This window comes from Qipengyuania sp. SM2512 (assembly GCF_054954005.1).
The window spans coordinates 869,168-884,623 of record NZ_CM143134.1 but is presented as its reverse complement, the minus strand read 5'-3'; the positions used below and the strand labels follow the sequence as shown (position 1 = coordinate 884,623).

Genomic DNA, 15,456 nt, shown 5'->3' with positions numbered 1-15,456 from the left:
TGGGGAGGGGCCGGGGGTGGGGGTACCACGCAAGAAGCTTCGAGCGCCGAACACCCCCACCCTGCCTCCCGCTCAAGGGGGAGGGGCAAAGCTGGTCAATCTAAAACCATCAGGCTCGAGCCCCGGCTGCCACCACGCTTATTGCAGCGTCACCTTGTCATCGCCGCCATCGCGCAGCGCGAAGAACTGCATCAGCTGGATCAGCAGCTCGCAGCGGCTCGAGAGATCATCCGCCTCGAGCAGCGCTTGCTTGGCGGCGACATCGAAGGGCGCGATCTGCGAGACGCCGTTGACCAGCGCCTCGTCGTCGAGCCGTTCGACCGATTCCCAGTCGACGCTGTAGCCCTGGATATCGGCGAAGCGCCGGGCTTCCTGCTCGAATCCGGCGCGTTCGACGCTCGAGAGATAGGCATCGCGCGCATCGACGATCGGCTCGCCCTCGACCTGGCGGAACGGGGTCGAGACCTCGAGTTCGCGCAGCAGCCGGAAGCGGCTCTCGCCCTCGAGGATGAGATTGTAGCGCCCGTCGTCGAGCGCCTCGACCTCGCCGATCCGGCCGATGCAGCCGACCGAATAGAGCGGCGCATGGTCGCCGCCGCGCAGCGGCTGGATCAGCGCGATCCTCCGGTCGCGCGCCAGCGCGTCGCTGGTCATCGCGCGGTAGCGTTCCTCGAAGATATGCAGCGGGAGCTGCAGTCCGGGGAAGAGGATCGCACCGGGAAGCGGGAAGATCGAGAGCCGCATGCGCGCCGCTTCGCTCAGCCGAACAGCAGGCGCGAGAGACGGCGACGGGTGGCGACCACCCAGGGATCTTCCAGACCCACCGCCTCGAAGATCTGCAGCAGCTTGGCCTTTGCGGCGCCTTCGTTCCACTCCAGATCGGCTTCGATCATGGCGAGCAGTTCGTCCGCGGCGGCATCGCGCTGACCCGCGGCGAAGGCGGCTTCCGCATAGGCGAGCCGGTCTTCCATCGCCCCGCCACCCGCTTTCTCGCGCAGGGCAATGAGTTCGCCTTCGTCGGGGGCATTTGCGGCCAGTTCGACCGCGCTGCGTGCCGCCTCGATCTGGGCGTCGCCGATCAGCGCCGGGTTCTGGTCAGCGGCAGCAAGCGCCGTCTTCGCTTCTTCGATATGTCCGGCTTCGACCAGCGACCGGATCAGTCCGGCCATCGCCGCCGGATTGTCGGGCGCCATTTCGGTCACCTGCGCGAAAATGCCCACGGCGCGCTCGGCATCGCCCTCGGACAGCACCTGCTCGCCCATGGCGACGAATTGCGCGACATCCTGCTGCTGCTTCGCGGCCGAGTCGCCCGCGCCCTCGCCGATCGGCAGCTTCTCGAGCAATTGGTCGAGCATCTGCTTGAGCTGGCTCTCGCCGCGCGCGCTCGTCAGATCGGCGACCGGCTGGCCCTGGAACATCGCATAGACCGTGGGGATCGAGCGGACCTGGAACTGGCTGGCGATGAATTGTTCCTCGTCGACATTGACCTTGGCCAGCACCACGCCCTTGTCGGCATATTCGCCCGCGACCTTCTCGAGCACGGGGGTCAGCGCCTTGCACGGCCCGCACCATTCGGCCCAGAAATCGAGGATCACGAGTTTCGCCATCGAAGGTTCGACCACCTCGGTCCGGAACCGGTCGACGGCCTTCTGTTCGTCGATGCTCAGAGCCATGCTCGCCACGTGCGCGTCCTTTCGAAAAGCGGGAATTTCCTGCGCCCCATGTGGGGCCTCGCGCGCCAATGTGAAGCCCGGAGGCGGGAAGGGCAAGGACGCGATTTTTGCCTTGCGTGGGTGGGGTACCGCTGCTAATCGCGCGCCTCCCACCGACGGTTCGACCGTTCGGAAGCGTCAGTGAGCGGGCGTAGCTCAGGGGTAGAGCACAACCTTGCCAAGGTTGGGGTCGGGCGTTCGAATCGCCTCGCCCGCTCCATCGTTTCCAACACTTACGTGGGTTTCCGCCTTCGGGCGGCCGGTCATAGGTAACCGGCAAGGTAACGAATGTCGGTGCATCGCCTGTCATGGCACAGGCAAGTTCGTCACCATAAAGCCTTGGGCCGCGCGCCCCCTTGAGGCTCAGGTGCCTCTTGCCATCGCATTCACGCGCGTGGCGGCCGAATCCTTCACGAGTAGCTATAGATGCTGGGGTGCTGGATTGCGAGGAGCTCCGCGGACATACATCCTTCCCCCAGCGCCGGACTAAGGTTGACCGACCTGAACTCTATGCCCCTTTTCCCGATCATCGTATTTGACAAATCACCTCGCCGCTCTGCACTTGGCTTCCGAACGAAGTGTGGGAGTGAGTGGTGGTTGCTTGGGGTCCGATAACAACAGACGATGCACTTGAGGCGCTAACCAATGCGCTAAAGCCATTATGCGGAGTGCAGGTAAAATATCTTCAGTTTCCGGCTGATATCGCCCTAGAGATTGAGCCTTCCCAAGTAGGAACCATCGTCGGTACTTTGACCGACCTTCTATTGCCGCGCATTGCGCTTGAGCAGGGAATAGGTCTCGTCAAAGCTCCTGGCCTGCTTGGGGATCGAGAAGGCTACCCCGATTTCGTCCACGAGTCAGGATACAATGTCGAGCTAAAGGGCGCTTTCCGAGACAATCCGAAAGTACCTATGAAAAGACCGCCCACACCTCGCGAACCGTCGGCACGCCTTACACAAAAGGTGACGGTGAAAAACGTTGACGTAGAAAAGGATGCTCTACTTGTCCTTGTCTACGAACTTGAACCTGTGAAAGAAGATACCTCGCTGCTTTCGCCAACAATCGTAGATCTCGGTCTCTTCCCCGTGATCGAATGCATCAATGCCCGTGATCACCGCATGGCAAGCGGCGGCGGGCGCTGGTTCGGAAACTACGAAACACCAACTATTTTGAGCCGGGCTGGCAAGAAAGCCCAAACGGAAGGCGCGGCGCTTAACGAAGAGCGGTACGGTCGAAAGGAGAGCGAAGGTTGGCACTTCAACGAAGATACCAACTTCGGGAAGTTGAAGCGCATTCCTTACCGACCGCTACAGGAATTTTTGAAGCGGGCCGGATGCAAATTTTCGGCGACAGGTAGTTATCCCGCCCCTTGGTCAATGTCTAAGCAGGACGAAGAGCTCGCGTTGGCCCTCGATGTGCCTTCGGAGGATGGCGGCGACCTTCTCACTGACCTCGACACCTAGGAACTCGTCCTCAACCGGAGAACTCAAAAGGAGGTCGATGCTGACTCGAGGATGGTGCCCCCCGGTTGCTGCCGCTGTCAGCATTCCTTGAATGGGTTCACTCAAGAGCCAAGCGACCAGCCCAGCGATATTGCGGTTCTCGACCTTTGAGCGAAGCACAAAGAACTCAGTCGAGCAATATAGCTGATCCACTCCCAGCAACTCACATGTACCTGGAGGAATGAACGTAACTTGCCGCAAATAAGGTCGAAGGCGCGATATAATCACGTCCCCATCCCTTACCACTTTCTTCGCGCTCGTTCGGCCCGAAATTGGATCGCCAAGAATTGTAAGATCAAGCAACCCTTCGCGAGCATTCCCAGTGTCGAGCACAAATCTTGTGCCCTCTGGGGGCACCTGTGTTTTGGCAATGGAGTTTACTACCTCGCTTAAGAGGGTATCGCCCTTCAATTGGCTGGCCGTCTCGTTAGCGAGCCAGTGCTCAGGAGACAGGCTAAAGTCATCTCCAGTCTCTAAGAATGAACGGGTTATCGAACGCACATTACGCTCCTAATTTCGGGTGCGATCTGGTCGAGATCATGATCTAGCGCCTGATAGGCCGGTGCATCAGGGTCGGCCTTGGCCCGATATGCAGGGGAGCCGTTGCTCGTCTTTCCCGCCAAGTCCGAACGATAGAAATGGACCTCGGCATGATAGGGAGAAAGCGCAGGAGGTTGTTTCACAGCGAAAATTACCGCCGCCTTTTGTGACGTGTAAGGCAAAAAAGTATATCGGTGGAGGCTTACGACAGCGCGAATTTCGCTGTTCTTGCCGAGCCATAGACGCACATCGCGAAATACCCTGCTACTGATCTTGTTGTCTGGCAGGACGATTGCCAATCTCCCGCCAACCTTCAGGAGGCGGATGCAACGCTCGATAAAAAGCACGTCGCGCTCAAGCCGTTTTCCAGTAGCCCTTGCGACATCGTAGGCGTTCGCGAAGGACTCAGCAGACACATCGCCAGCGAATGGAGGGTTCGTCAATATCACGTCGAAACCGACGAAGTCCGGCCCCATTAAGTCCTCGATAGTTTCCTCAGATTCAGCCAGCAGTGTCTGTTCCGGGAGCCGCAAGCTGTCGACTTGATCCACCTTGATTGCTCCATTTGCCCCAATAAGCGAAACGACTTTTGCGACTTGGCAAGCTCTGTGCGAATAATCGAAGCCATAGAGTTCCGCCGATTGCTTGTACTTGGCGTTGCCGTAGGAATGCGTCGCCTTCAAAAATGCCGCGCTGCCACAAGCGGGGTCACACACCATTTCGCCGGGCTTGGGGTCAACCGCTTCAACGCACATATCAATCACATGGCGCGGGGTGAAATATTGCCCCTTGTCGGCTTTATAAGATCGGCTGGTGAGCTGCTCGAAGGCTTGGTCAAGAGCTGTAAAATCTTGCCCCCGAATACTGGCCGTTCCAAAAACTCTGCGGACTTCTTCGAAGATCGCGTCAGGAGTTTGTAACTCGATTACCCCATCGAGGATAAACGCAATTTCTGGCCCGTGCTTGGCGAGCAGTGCATCGCATTCAGACTTGTCAGGCAAATCCGCTTGGCCCTCCCCCTCGGCAAAATACTTCGCGAGTATCAGTCGGATTATCTCGTAAAATTCATCGACCCCGCTATTGGCCATTATGACCTCTTGCATGCGCCGAATACGCGAGACAAAATCTGCTCCGTGATGATGACGTTTAGCCATGTGACGAGTGACTACCTTTCATTGATGACCTAGGTCACTATCGCTCTTCAGTCACCAAACGGCAATAGCTGCCTAGAGTTATCCCGGCTTGAACCGACTTGCATCTGCACCCGCGTACCCGTGGTACCAGTCGATTGGGCAGGCCCTCTCTTTCGAAGGGTCGCTCCATCGGAGGCAGAGACCACAGGTTCGAGTCCCGTCGGGCGCGCCAACATTCTTAAGTGCTTAGATGACTTTAGCGGTAAACCGCCCCATCAGGGGGCGATCGCTCGGGGGTTCTCGTGCCAACGCTAACGCGTGGGTATTGCCGGTGAAGCTCAAGCGGGCGCGGCACCGCTTGCGGCCACGGGCACGGCCGCCCCGGCCGTACGGCGCGCGCCAATCAACTCCAATGCATCCGTGACAATCACCTTCAATTCGTCAGGATCGACGCCCTTTTTGGGCATCACGTCCGCATCGTCCCCGTGGTGATTTTCACAGGTTGCGGAGTTGAGCGCATCCATACGATCACGCACCCCGTCGCAAGGATGCGTGCCCACGTGATGGTCAATGTCCCACACCATCTGGCCGAGGTTCCGGTTGTGCGGGAAATAAGCAGTGTATGAGCGCCGGAAGTGCGTTTCGATCACCTGCCGGACGTGAAGAACGATGTCGTCCGGGTCGCCCTGCCGGTCATCGGCGTAAGCAAGGAGCTTGTCGAGGCGCTTGGAGTGATCCGAGCGGCAAAGGTCCGTCAGGCGCACGTGCTTCGCGGCTGTCCACTCGTCCCCGTCGCTGTACTCCATATGGTAGGACGCCTTGGTGGCGTTCCCGCACAGCCTCTCGACGTCTCTCAGGAAATACTCGTCATGGGATAGGACGATGAGTTGAAGGCATCGCCTGCAAAGCTCCTTAATCGCCTCCACTGTCTTGCCGCGACGGTGGTGGTTTCACGGTATGCAGGGAGCATCGCCCGGGCGCGCAGCTCGAGCAGGCGGTCCGAATACTTGCGGACGGTGCCGACGATCTTCTCCTTGTGGCGGCCTCCGAAGATGGGCTCCTCCCAGCCTTCCTGCGCGCGGCGGTACAGCTCGTGTTCGATGCTGGCCTCGGCAGCCTCGACCGCTTCTTGCCACTGTGCGGCAAATTCGGGGTCCCGGTCCCGCTCGTCCTTAAATGTCTGCACCGCGCCGTACCGTCCGCTGGCGCGCGGGCTGGCGGCTCGGGCGGCCCGGACGAGGATGCCGTGCAGGCGGAGCTCGCTCAGAAAGGCTTTCTTGCGGCGGTCGGTCAATTTCATGGCCGAACGATAGCTGGCGAAGCCAACGGAACGAACGGCGAAGCGTTGATAAATTAAAATGTGATGAAAAGTGTTAAATATTGTTGACGCAACTTGCGCCGATGTTAGGATGTCTCTATCGAATCAAGGAGACCAGCAATGCCAATTAGACCGCGACTGACGAAGGGAAGAGAGGGTTTCGGCAAGCGTGTCGCGTGGGAACGCTCGCAAAAGGGATGGACCCTAGCCGATCTCGGCCGTGAGGTTGGGGTTTCCGGGACCTGTGTTTGGAATTGGGAGGAAGGCAACACGCATCCCCGTCCGGGAAGCCTGACCCGATTGGCAAAGGCATTAGACGTATCGGCCGAGCACCTGCTCGAGGGAGAGGAAGTGGTCGAGGCGGTGGCCGCCAATGATGATCGCAACTCGCGCGATCCGGACGCTCCGGTGTCGCTGGCGGACTTAATCAGCGGCTCACGTGAAGCTATAGCTCACGCGGCTGGCTTGCCTGCCTCTAAGGTGCGGATCACGCTCGACTACGGCGACTAAGCCCTGGTGGCGACGATTCGGCAACACGAAGGGGAAACAGATTGCGCCATCAACTGACCGGGAACTCCGGCCTGTACCACGTCGCACGGGAGCTATCCCGGCGCGGATGGCACGTCATGCCTACGGTGCGGAATGCGCGAGGCGCGGACCTCTATGCCGCCAGCGACGACGAGGCCACCGTCCTGCCCATACAGTCGAAGGCCCTGTCGAAGCGCTCGGCCGTTCCGCTGGGTAGCTCGCTCGATAACCTCCGCTCCCCTTGGTGGATCGTTACGCTGAATGCCAACTCGATCTCGCCCACCTGTTATATCCTGACTCTCGAGGAAGTACGGCGGCTTGCAGTTCGGAATGTAAACGCGAGTGGGCAAGTGTCGCACTGGCTGGAGCCAAAAGTGTACGCATTGCCCGACTTCGAAGAGGCGTGGCACCGACTCGGAAACCCGAGTGACATCCCGGATTTAGCAGCTCTCCCTGTACAGCCGGTCGAAGGCGACTGAATCGACTACGCCTCCGAACATCTCGCGTGCGGCAGGTGAGAGTGCCACCCCCGGGTCAATCTGTGCTTGCTTACGGCTAAGCGTTACGATGAAGCGTTTGTTGCCTGCATAGCCGCCCATCCTGTTCTTCGAGTTGACAAGCCCGCAGACGACATCGGGATTTGCCGCGCTCGTGGCGACGTCTTCAAACTGTGCTGATTCAGGGTCGCTCAACGTGGCACGAACGATCTCCTCAGCTTCGGATGCTCCACTATCAGCACAAGCCCCGACCGCCACGATGAGGAGAATTGGTAAGGCGGCTTTCACGATGCCCGCCTTTCATAGGCAAGTTGCATCAACTCGCGCAGAAGATCGACCTTGCTCTTGACCTGTTCCTTGGTCAGGCGAAGGCGGTAGGTGCTCCACCGCTTGTTGTATTCGAGCGTCTCAATTCCAGCCTCTTCGATCTTCGCGTCGAATTCCTCTGTTTGCGGCAGCTTCACGTCGAGATTGAGATGGCTCTTCTTCGGGCGAAACGTAACAAAATTGTACGGCTGGCCGTCGCGAGACAAACCTATGTAAAATTTGTTGTACTTCAATTCGAGAGATGGGTCGAACTGCCGGACAATGCCGAGCAGATCATCCGCGAGCGTAACCGTTCCCTTCGTCGCGCGCTTTTCCCAATATGCTCTGTCGGTCGGCGCGGCCTCCGCATCTTCGTCCTCATCGACAAGACCGCGCGACATTTCGTCCATAACGGTCGTAAACACGAGGGTCACATGCTCACCGATACGCAAAGCCTGCATCTGGATCGCAATAAGGGGTATCGTACCGTTGAACAGCGATATGACGTTCAAGAACCGGCTTGTAATGTCTTCAGCGACGATAACGGCGCAGTGGTCGTATTGGGGATACCGCTTCCGCTCTATATCCCAGTATTCTATGGTGCGGATGATATGCGCCTCGTCCGTCGATCAAAGCTGCAACTCGACCTCGTAGCGACGCTTGGTATCGGCATCTTGCAGCAGCAGATCAAGACGGCCCGCGCGAGGGTGTATGCGTTCCTGATCTCGAAGGACGAGATCGCCTAGGCCTATAATGGACGGGTCGTCGGCGATGAGCTGTTGAACCCACTTTTCTGAATATTCGGGATGTGTCCGCAACAACAGACGTTCCGGTTTTACATAGCCCTTTGTCACATATGCCCCCTGACATTTTCGAATGTCGTAATGAAGCACTCTGCCTACCACCAGCTATTTGGATCCACCAGTGCCGGGCGCGGCGCGCACAAGGCGTACCGTATCGGCGGCCGGAGCCCTTGCGGGTGACCTCGAACTGCGCGCGGTGATGCCGGGGCCATCGAAACGTGGACGAAGGCCCCGGCCGCCTGGACCTCGAGGAGGTTAGGCGCTTCATTCCGCCGATTGCGGCGCGGGCGTGGCGAAGGCCTTGGTTGCCTCTTCGATGGCCAACAGGGCGAGGGCGGCGGGTCGATGTTCGGTGTCGTACATCTGGTCAATGTTTTCTGGCCAATCCGCGCGGCGCCAAAGCATCTGATCGAGCGCGTATCGAGTCAGCGCGGCGATCTGCGCCAGCACATCAGGCACGGCCCAAGGGTAGTCGCCCTGCTCCACGAACAGGCGTGCGGTGCGGAACGCGATGGCCGCTCCGCCGCTTCCCTCAAAGGAGCACGGTTGCCCGTGCGTGGCGTCATCACGCGCCATGCCGGTCTCGAGCTCCTCGATCAGGTGTTCGACATCCGCGTAACCCCAATCATCGAAGCAGCCATGGCGGGCGGCCGCCTCGCGGGCAGCCTCCTCGTCCATTCGCGCGCTCCATTCATCGGGCGAGAGCGGGGTTGGCTGGCCGCCGGGCGCGGCGATCTCCTCGCCCCGTGTCATGCCGCCGCCCCTACGTGTTGCTCGAATAGCGCGGTGCGGTCCGCCTCATACCAAGGCTCGACCGCGAAGAGCACAGCATCAAGGGCCTGTTGAATCCGCACGTCCTCGATCAGAACGGAGTGGTCGATATGCTCCATCAACCAGCCAATCTCGGCTAGCACCTCGGCAACGTCCTCGTCACTGGGATGGTTGCGCTTCTTCTCGCGCAGCCACTCAGCTGCGGTCACGGTCCTGATCTTCATCTTCAGTCTCCTTTTCCTCACCGCCGATTGGTGGTGCGTGGAGTAGATGGCAGGAAGGCCCCCGCGCTGGCGATTATGCGAATGCCGTACGGTGCTGCCCGGCGGCCGGGAGACCTTGCCGGTTACCTTGGCAAATGGTGATGCAGCGAAAGGCCCAAGGAACGGTGGCGCGACGGCGTGGGGGCCCGATCCTCCCCTAGGTTAGGGTCGATGGCATTGGGGCCGATCTCGCGCCCGCGCGCGCGGGGCCAAACGGCGGCAACGGCGGGCGGCAGACCACATCGCCCAGACAAATGCCCAACAAGACGGCTCGACCCGTCTGCGGAGCCTCGACCCGTCTGCTGGAGAGCCACAGAAATACTGGCGGCAGACGGCTTAGACGGGTTAGACGGGTTAGAGAGAGGTTTAGAGAATAAGCGAGACCTCCGCCTCCGAGCCTCCTCTTGGGCTCCCTTTCGCGCTGAATTGCCGCGCGACCCGTCTAGCCGTCTAACCCGTCTGCGGTCCAAGAAACGCGTGGTTTCGGGCAGCGCTAACCCGTCTGCGGACCCGTCTTGCCCGGGATCAGTACGGTGCGGCATTCGCCCACGTCGCCTCCGAGCCGTCCTCGGGCTCATCGAAGTCCCACGCGCCGAAGGCCTTGCGCCACCGCTTGCGGAGGTCGGCAAGCGGTGGGAATACCCAGCCGCGCCAATAGTCGCCCGCCTGCTGGTGCTTGTAATTCTCGAAGCCCCACTCCCGGAGGAAGGCCCCGAGACGAGCATCGGACACATTGCGAAGCGCGGGACTGGATTGCCGCAACAGGTCATAGAGCCCAGCATACCCGTCGCGCCTATCGCGCTCGCTGGTGTCCTGCGGCCCCGGCCGCCCGTCGCGCCGGTCTCGGCCATTTGATGCGCGGACGTTGAGCTCGGCCCCGTTCGGTGACTGCCCGGGGATAATCCCCGCCTCGATCACGTCCAGCAGCCATTCCTCCATCGGCTTCAGCGTCTTGATCTTCTGTTCACGCAAGGCGACCGTCTGCGGCACGTCGAGACGCGGATGCCAGTTGCCGAGGTCCATCGCCAACAGGTCATGCAGGAAGGCCTCGAGGCCGCCGTTGTCGATCTCCTTGTTCAGAGCGACCCACCACTGCACCCGTTCGTCAGTCTCGGGGCTTCCCGGCGGGAAGGCCTTGTCGGGCGACACGTTGAACACGGCGAAGCGGCGCTCGTCCGCGCTGGCGGAGACAACCCACTCGTCATTCGATGCGATGATGACCTTGAGCCGGTTGCGCGACGGGAAGGGGTCTACGCCCTTCGGCTCGATCATGATGTTCGGCTCGGTGATCAGGCTTTTGATGATGCCCTCGGCCTTGCTCTCACCGCGCGCCAGTGCCTCGTCCGCGAACAACAGGCAGCAATCGTGCAGCGGCTTGTTGAAGTTGGAGGTCATCGTGTGCGAGCTGGCGATGGTCGTGCCGTGCTGGCCGAATATCCGGCTCATAAGGCGGCCGAAGGTGCTCTTGCCGGTCCCCTTGCCGCCCCGAAGGACTAGCGCCACCTCCGCCCGCCGTTCGGGGCGCTGCACCGCATATGCCGCCCATCGCAAGAGGTACTCGGCCCCGTCGCGATCTCCGGCAGCGAGAACGTCCTCGATCAATTCTCGTAACAGGGGCCATTCGCCCGCGCGCGGCTGGATGGCGAGGCCGCGCCAGATGTTGTACTCGAGCCGGTCGTCAACCTCCTCGTTCGGCCGGAACACGACACTGCGATACTGACGCCGGAGGGGATGCTCGAGCCACCACTTCCCGGCGGGGGTGTAGGTGGGGTTGCCCTCCTTGGTCTTGCCTGTCTGGACGCGGACATTCAGGTAGCGGTTCTTGAAGTCAGTGAAGGATTGGACGACCATCTCCTGTCGATTGGGGTCCACCTCGCTCGGCTGCCAAGAGACGACGCGACAGGCGTTGCCGTAGGACATGATCACCGCATGGTCCGCATTCAGTCGGGCGAGCATCGGCTCCTCGACCTCGGCCCGCGCCCGTTCAATCTGGCGAGCGGCATACGCTAAATGTCCGCCCTTCTGGGCGAGGGTGTGGCCCGATATTCCGAAGTCCGGGTCCAGCAGCACGGCGGCGATCTGTTCGTTGCTGCATCCGGCGCGGACGAGCTCGCAGCAGACCGCAAAGGTGACCTCCGAGCGCGAATTGTACCGTTGCGCGTCTTCGGGGTCATCGCCCTGAACAATGAGCATTCGGGTCCGGTTGGTCACGGCCTCGGGGAGCTCGTCTAGGTCACGCAGGCGGGGTGGCGCGCCCTCGAGCTGTACCCTCGCCTGTCCGGTTGTCGGAGCGGCATTCCTAGGTGGCGCGGCGGTGAACTCGCCCAAGCCATAGACCCGGTCATCATGCCGCTCGATTATCGAGGCAAGGACCGGCACTCGTCCAGCATCCCGCTTCTTCTTGTTGGGCTGGTTGATCGTCCCGGCAAGGCGCATCACCCGGGAACAGTCTTGGCAGTTATCGGCCTTGAAGAGGGGGCGGTCCGGGAAAGCGCGTTCGTGCTGCTCGTTGAGCGTGAGCGCAATCTGTTCGTTATATCGCTCCGCACCGGGGACGCCCATCTCGGCCATGCTGGTGGCGACCGACCGGCGAATGTCGTGCGGCGTCCAATGCTCGAGTGGCTCGAGCCCCTCCTCCTCCGCGCGCTGGGCGAGGATGCGGTCGAGCCGGGCCTTGCCCTTCGAGTACCCGCTCACCGGCGTCTTGCCAGCGGTCGAAGAGAACAGGAACTTGCCCCCGAGGTCCGGGAGGCTGTCGAGGATGGCGACGGCAGGGGGCGAGAGATAGAAGGTGTGGCCCCGGCGGCTCTTGTGCTTCGAGGGTGGCACGATGACAGCGGGAACGGTCTCCTCGTCATCCATGTCGAGCTTGACCTCCTTCCGCCAGCCGCGTTCCATTTCCCCGATCTCGGCCCGGCGCTGGTCGGTGAGGATGAGCATCCGGTACATTGGACCGAAGGGATAGCCGAGGTTCTTGTCCTTGTCCCCGTCCGCGCAGGCGTCCCATATCAGGCGGAGCTCCTCGAGCGACAGGACCCGCTCCCGCTCGACATATACCTCGTCCCGGTCGAGCCGCGTGATTGGGTTGGACTGGATCAGCTCCCGGTCGATTGCCCAATGGAAGAGCTTGCTCAGGTGCTTGCGCATCTCGATCACGGCCGCCCGGCCGCGCTTCCCGCCGACATCGTCCAGCAGCGCGTGAATGTCGGCGCGGGAGATGCTCGCCAGTTCCCGGCCGTGCCACTTCTCGAGCTCGGGCTTCTCGAGCCAGTTGCGGGCGAGGTCCTCCCGGCCCTTGCGCTTCGCGTACTCGTCAATGAAGCGATCTATCAGCGCCTCGACCGAGCGGGCGGACCGGCCGGAGGCCTCCTCCTTCCGTTGCTCGGCAAAATCATCACCGTTGGCGGCGGCCTCGAGGACTTCGAGCGCCAGCTTCCGGGCATCGCGGTAGGACTTGAAGGGCTCCTCAAGGGTGTAGCGCCGGGTCTTGCCTTTCCCGGGCCGTCCGCGCTTGCCCACGGGACCGGCCCCGGCGACACGGTACACGACGCACCAACTCTTGTTCCCCTTCGAGGTGACCCGGAGCCGGAGGCCATCGCAGGCCGTGTCGCGTATCTCGAGGTGCTCGCCCGCCTTTGGCGGGTCGATGCGCTTGAGGTCCATATTCGCAAGGCGCTTCGTCTCTTGCCTGTAGGTGATTGTGTCTGCCATTGCCCGTCTCCAAGGTAACCGATAAGGTAACGCAAACGGGTCCGCAAGAGACCTTCCGCTACCTCCCGCTACGGCGGATAGCGCTCAAGTGGCTGTGAAGTCGAGGGTTTTCCAACCGGGAGAGATGCGGAGAAACTTGGCGAGACCCCGGAGGCGATCCTTGCCAAGGTTGGGGTCGGGCGTTCGAATCGCCTCGCCCGCTCCATTGACTAGCCGGAGACCAGCCCGATCCGGGTGTGGTCCGGCCCCGGGTCGAGATCGAACTCGGGACCGAGCCTACCCGGTTCAGCTCTCCACAGCGAAGGTCAGCGCGGCACGGCTCTCGAGCCGTTCGACCAGCTTCTTGCCCAGGAACGAACCCGGTGTTCCCACACCGCCTTCGCCGGAGTTTTCGAGCAGCGCCATGCCGGTTTCGGCGATCATCCGGCTGGTCGAGCCATAGCCCGGATCGTAGCGGCCCTTCACCCCGTAGCGGATCGAGGTCCCGTCGGAAAAATCGCCCACCAGCAGCACGTCGTAGGAGCCGCTCTCGCGTTCCTCGGGCGTAGGGCCTTCGCCGGGCTTGGGCGGTTTGGCGCCGAAGGGGTTCTTGAGCAGCGCGACCATCGCATCGGCGGCTTTCTTCCCCGCCTCGCCCGGGCTGGTGAGCACCATCTCGTCGTAGCGGAAATCCTCGCCATAGCGGTGGCCGAGCAGGAAATTGGTGCGGTGGACGTTCTTGGTGTTGATCGCCGCCATCACGAAAGGCGCGGCCCATTTGCCCAGATCCTCCTCGTAATGCGGCACCATGCCCGAGGGCTGGTCGGGACCCTCAAAACCCGGGGTGAGCGCGAAGGGCGAGCGCAGCAGGCCGATGATCTTCGGATTGGTCGCGGCGGCCTTCATCGTCGCGGTCAGGCTGGCCGCGGTGCCGCCCGAGAAGGTGCCGTTCATCGAGCGGACCCGCCCGCGGATGCGCGGGGCGGGCTTCCCGCGGGTCGCCAGCGCATGCTCCTGCAGCATCAGCACGCCCAGATCGAAGGGGATCGAATCGAAGCCCGAGGAGAAACAGATCCGCGCGCCGCTGGCCTTGGCCGCCTCGTGATGGAGGTCGATCTGCTCGCGCATCCAGGCGGGTTCGCCGCACAGATCGGCATAGTCGGTGCCGGTCTTCACGCAGGCCGCGACCAGCGCGTCGCCATGGATCTGATAGGGTCCGACCGTGGTGAGCACGACGCGGGTGCGCTCGCACATGGCGATCAGCTCGGCCTCGTTCTCGGCATCGGCGACGATCAGCGGGGTCGCGGCGGGCGCGCCGATCTCGTCGCGCACCTCTTCCAGCTTGGACAGGCTGCGGCCCGCCATCGCCCATTTCGGCGCCTCGGGACCGGTGCCATACTCGCGCACGAAATGCTCTGCCACCAGCCGTCCGGTATAGCCGGTGGCTCCATAGACAATGATATCGAATTCGGCGGTGGCTTTGGTCATGGCGTTCTCCTGTTGCGCGCAGAATGCGCTCGCAGGGAGTCGGAGTCAAAGCCGCAGCGTCAGCGCGGGTTTGCGCCATTCTGATCTGGATCATGGTGTTTTTGGATTGAGCCATCTTCCTCCTCCCCCTTGAGGGGGAGGCCGGGTGGGGGTGTACCACGCCGATGGCTAGGACGCGCGCCTGCGGCGCGCTCCCCCACCCCCAACCCCTCCCCGCGGGGAGGGGAGGACGAGAGTCTGGTCTATGCCATCCCGATCCAGGGATAGGCCTAAAGTTTGCTAAACTTTGGACCCGAGCCCCGGTCTACAGCTTGGGCAGCGTGACCCCGCGCTGGCCCATATATTTGCCGGCGCGGTCGCGGTAGCTGGTCTCGCAGCGTTCGTTGCCCTGCAGGAACAGGAACTGGCACGCGCCCTCGTTGGCGTAGATCTTGGCGGGCAGCGGGGTGGTGTTGGAGAACTCGAGCGTCACATGGCCTTCCCAGCCCGGCTCGAGCGGAGTGACGTTCACGATGATCCCGCATCGCGCATAGGTCGATTTGCCCAGGCAGATCACCAGCACGTCCTCGGGGACGCGGAAATATTCCACCGTGCGGGCGAGCGCGAAGCTGTTGGGCGGAATGATGCAGACATCGGTCTGGCGATCGACGAAACTGCGCGGGTCGAATTGCTTGGGATCGACGATGGTCGAATCGACATTGGTGAAGATCTTGAACTCGTCGGCGACGCGCGCGTCGTAGCCGTAGGAGCTCAGTCCGTAGGAAATGCAGCCGTCGCGCCGCTGCGCCTCGGTGAAGGGTTCTATCATTCCCTCGGCCTGCGCCTTGGAGCGGATCCATTTGTCGGAGAGAATCGCCATCGCCCGACGATCCTTCACCCGGTCGCGGCGCGCAAGCCTCGGGCCT

15 protein-coding genes and 1 tRNA gene are annotated in these 15,456 nt (G+C 61.7%); 4 read left to right on the top strand and 12 right to left on the bottom strand.

Features of this window, described 5'->3' with window-relative positions; genetic code table 11:
* Positions 1 to 138: 138 nt before the first annotated feature.
* Positions 139 to 744 carry an LON peptidase substrate-binding domain-containing protein gene (locus ACQ5J0_RS04570; RefSeq protein ID WP_462569337.1) on the bottom strand — a complete coding sequence of 202 codons (606 nt, stop codon included), beginning with the start codon at positions 742 to 744 and terminating at the stop codon, positions 139 to 141.
* 14 nt (positions 745 to 758) lie between these two features.
* Complete coding sequence (locus tag ACQ5J0_RS04565; protein WP_462570057.1) at positions 759 to 1,673, bottom strand: tetratricopeptide repeat protein; 915 nt, start codon at positions 1,671 to 1,673, stop codon at positions 759 to 761.
* A 184-nt stretch (positions 1,674 to 1,857) separates the two neighbouring features.
* On the opposite strand from ACQ5J0_RS04565, the gene ACQ5J0_RS04560 reads away from it, so the two are divergent.
* A tRNA-Gly gene (locus tag ACQ5J0_RS04560) sits at positions 1,858 to 1,932 on the top strand.
* Positions 1,933 to 2,380: 448 nt separating this feature from the next.
* Positions 2,381 to 3,175, top strand: coding sequence for a hypothetical protein (locus ACQ5J0_RS04555; protein WP_462569336.1), 795 nt, complete (start codon positions 2,381 to 2,383; stop codon positions 3,173 to 3,175).
* 527 nt (positions 3,176 to 3,702) lie between these two features.
* Here the strand turns inward: ACQ5J0_RS04555 and ACQ5J0_RS04550 are convergent.
* The 3 genes from ACQ5J0_RS04550 to ACQ5J0_RS04540 form a co-directional block, all read right to left on the bottom strand.
* Positions 3,703 to 4,908 carry an HsdM family class I SAM-dependent methyltransferase gene (locus tag ACQ5J0_RS04550; protein ID WP_462569335.1) on the bottom strand — a complete coding sequence of 402 codons (1,206 nt, stop codon included), beginning with the start codon at positions 4,906 to 4,908 and terminating at the stop codon, positions 3,703 to 3,705.
* A gap of 317 nt (positions 4,909 to 5,225) precedes the next feature.
* Entirely contained in the window at positions 5,226 to 5,693 is a 468-nt protein-coding gene (locus ACQ5J0_RS04545; RefSeq protein WP_462569334.1) for a hypothetical protein, read from the bottom strand.
* 47 nt (positions 5,694 to 5,740) lie between these two features.
* Positions 5,741 to 6,187, bottom strand: a complete 447-nt coding sequence (locus ACQ5J0_RS04540) for a hypothetical protein (protein WP_462569333.1) — start codon at positions 6,185 to 6,187, stop codon at positions 5,741 to 5,743.
* 138 nt (positions 6,188 to 6,325) lie between these two features.
* On the opposite strand from ACQ5J0_RS04540, the gene ACQ5J0_RS04535 reads away from it, so the two are divergent.
* Positions 6,326 to 6,715 carry a helix-turn-helix domain-containing protein gene (locus tag ACQ5J0_RS04535; protein WP_462569332.1) on the top strand — a complete coding sequence of 130 codons (390 nt, stop codon included), beginning with the start codon at positions 6,326 to 6,328 and terminating at the stop codon, positions 6,713 to 6,715.
* A 458-nt stretch (positions 6,716 to 7,173) separates the two neighbouring features.
* On the opposite strand, the gene ACQ5J0_RS04530 is transcribed toward ACQ5J0_RS04535, so the two are convergent.
* Both ACQ5J0_RS04530 and ACQ5J0_RS04525 read right to left on the bottom strand, forming a co-directional pair.
* The gene (locus ACQ5J0_RS04530; RefSeq protein WP_462569331.1) at positions 7,174 to 7,518 is read right to left on the bottom strand and encodes a hypothetical protein; all 345 of its coding nucleotides are present in this window, start codon (positions 7,516 to 7,518) and stop codon (positions 7,174 to 7,176) included.
* Positions 7,515 to 7,970 (bottom strand): DUF5655 domain-containing protein, encoded by a 456-nt coding sequence (locus ACQ5J0_RS04525; protein WP_462569330.1) that lies wholly within the window; start codon positions 7,968 to 7,970, stop codon positions 7,515 to 7,517. Before ACQ5J0_RS04525 ends, ACQ5J0_RS04530 begins: the two co-directional genes overlap by 4 nt.
* Here ACQ5J0_RS04525 and ACQ5J0_RS04520 point away from each other — a divergent pair, their 5' ends adjacent.
* A complete protein-coding gene (locus tag ACQ5J0_RS04520; protein WP_462569329.1) occupies positions 7,971 to 8,282 on the top strand; it encodes a hypothetical protein in 312 nt (103 codons plus the stop codon).
* Between the two features lie 321 nt (positions 8,283 to 8,603).
* Here ACQ5J0_RS04520 and ACQ5J0_RS04515 read toward each other — a convergent pair whose 3' ends face one another.
* From ACQ5J0_RS04515 to dcd, 5 genes are all read right to left on the bottom strand, one after another.
* Positions 8,604 to 9,092 (bottom strand): hypothetical protein, encoded by a 489-nt coding sequence (locus tag ACQ5J0_RS04515; protein WP_462569328.1) that lies wholly within the window; start codon positions 9,090 to 9,092, stop codon positions 8,604 to 8,606.
* Entirely contained in the window at positions 9,089 to 9,334 is a 246-nt protein-coding gene (locus tag ACQ5J0_RS04510; protein WP_462569327.1) for a hypothetical protein, read from the bottom strand. The genes ACQ5J0_RS04515 and ACQ5J0_RS04510 overlap by 4 nt, the downstream gene beginning before the upstream one ends.
* A gap of 564 nt (positions 9,335 to 9,898) precedes the next feature.
* Positions 9,899 to 13,084 carry a DUF5906 domain-containing protein gene (locus ACQ5J0_RS04505; protein WP_462569326.1) on the bottom strand — a complete coding sequence of 1,062 codons (3,186 nt, stop codon included), beginning with the start codon at positions 13,082 to 13,084 and terminating at the stop codon, positions 9,899 to 9,901.
* 285 nt (positions 13,085 to 13,369) lie between these two features.
* Positions 13,370 to 14,551 (bottom strand): saccharopine dehydrogenase family protein, encoded by a 1,182-nt coding sequence (locus tag ACQ5J0_RS04500; protein WP_462569325.1) that lies wholly within the window; start codon positions 14,549 to 14,551, stop codon positions 13,370 to 13,372.
* A 304-nt stretch (positions 14,552 to 14,855) separates the two neighbouring features.
* A complete protein-coding gene (gene dcd, locus ACQ5J0_RS04495; protein WP_454598319.1) occupies positions 14,856 to 15,410 on the bottom strand; it encodes a dCTP deaminase in 555 nt (184 codons plus the stop codon).
* Positions 15,411 to 15,456 lie beyond the last annotated feature (46 nt).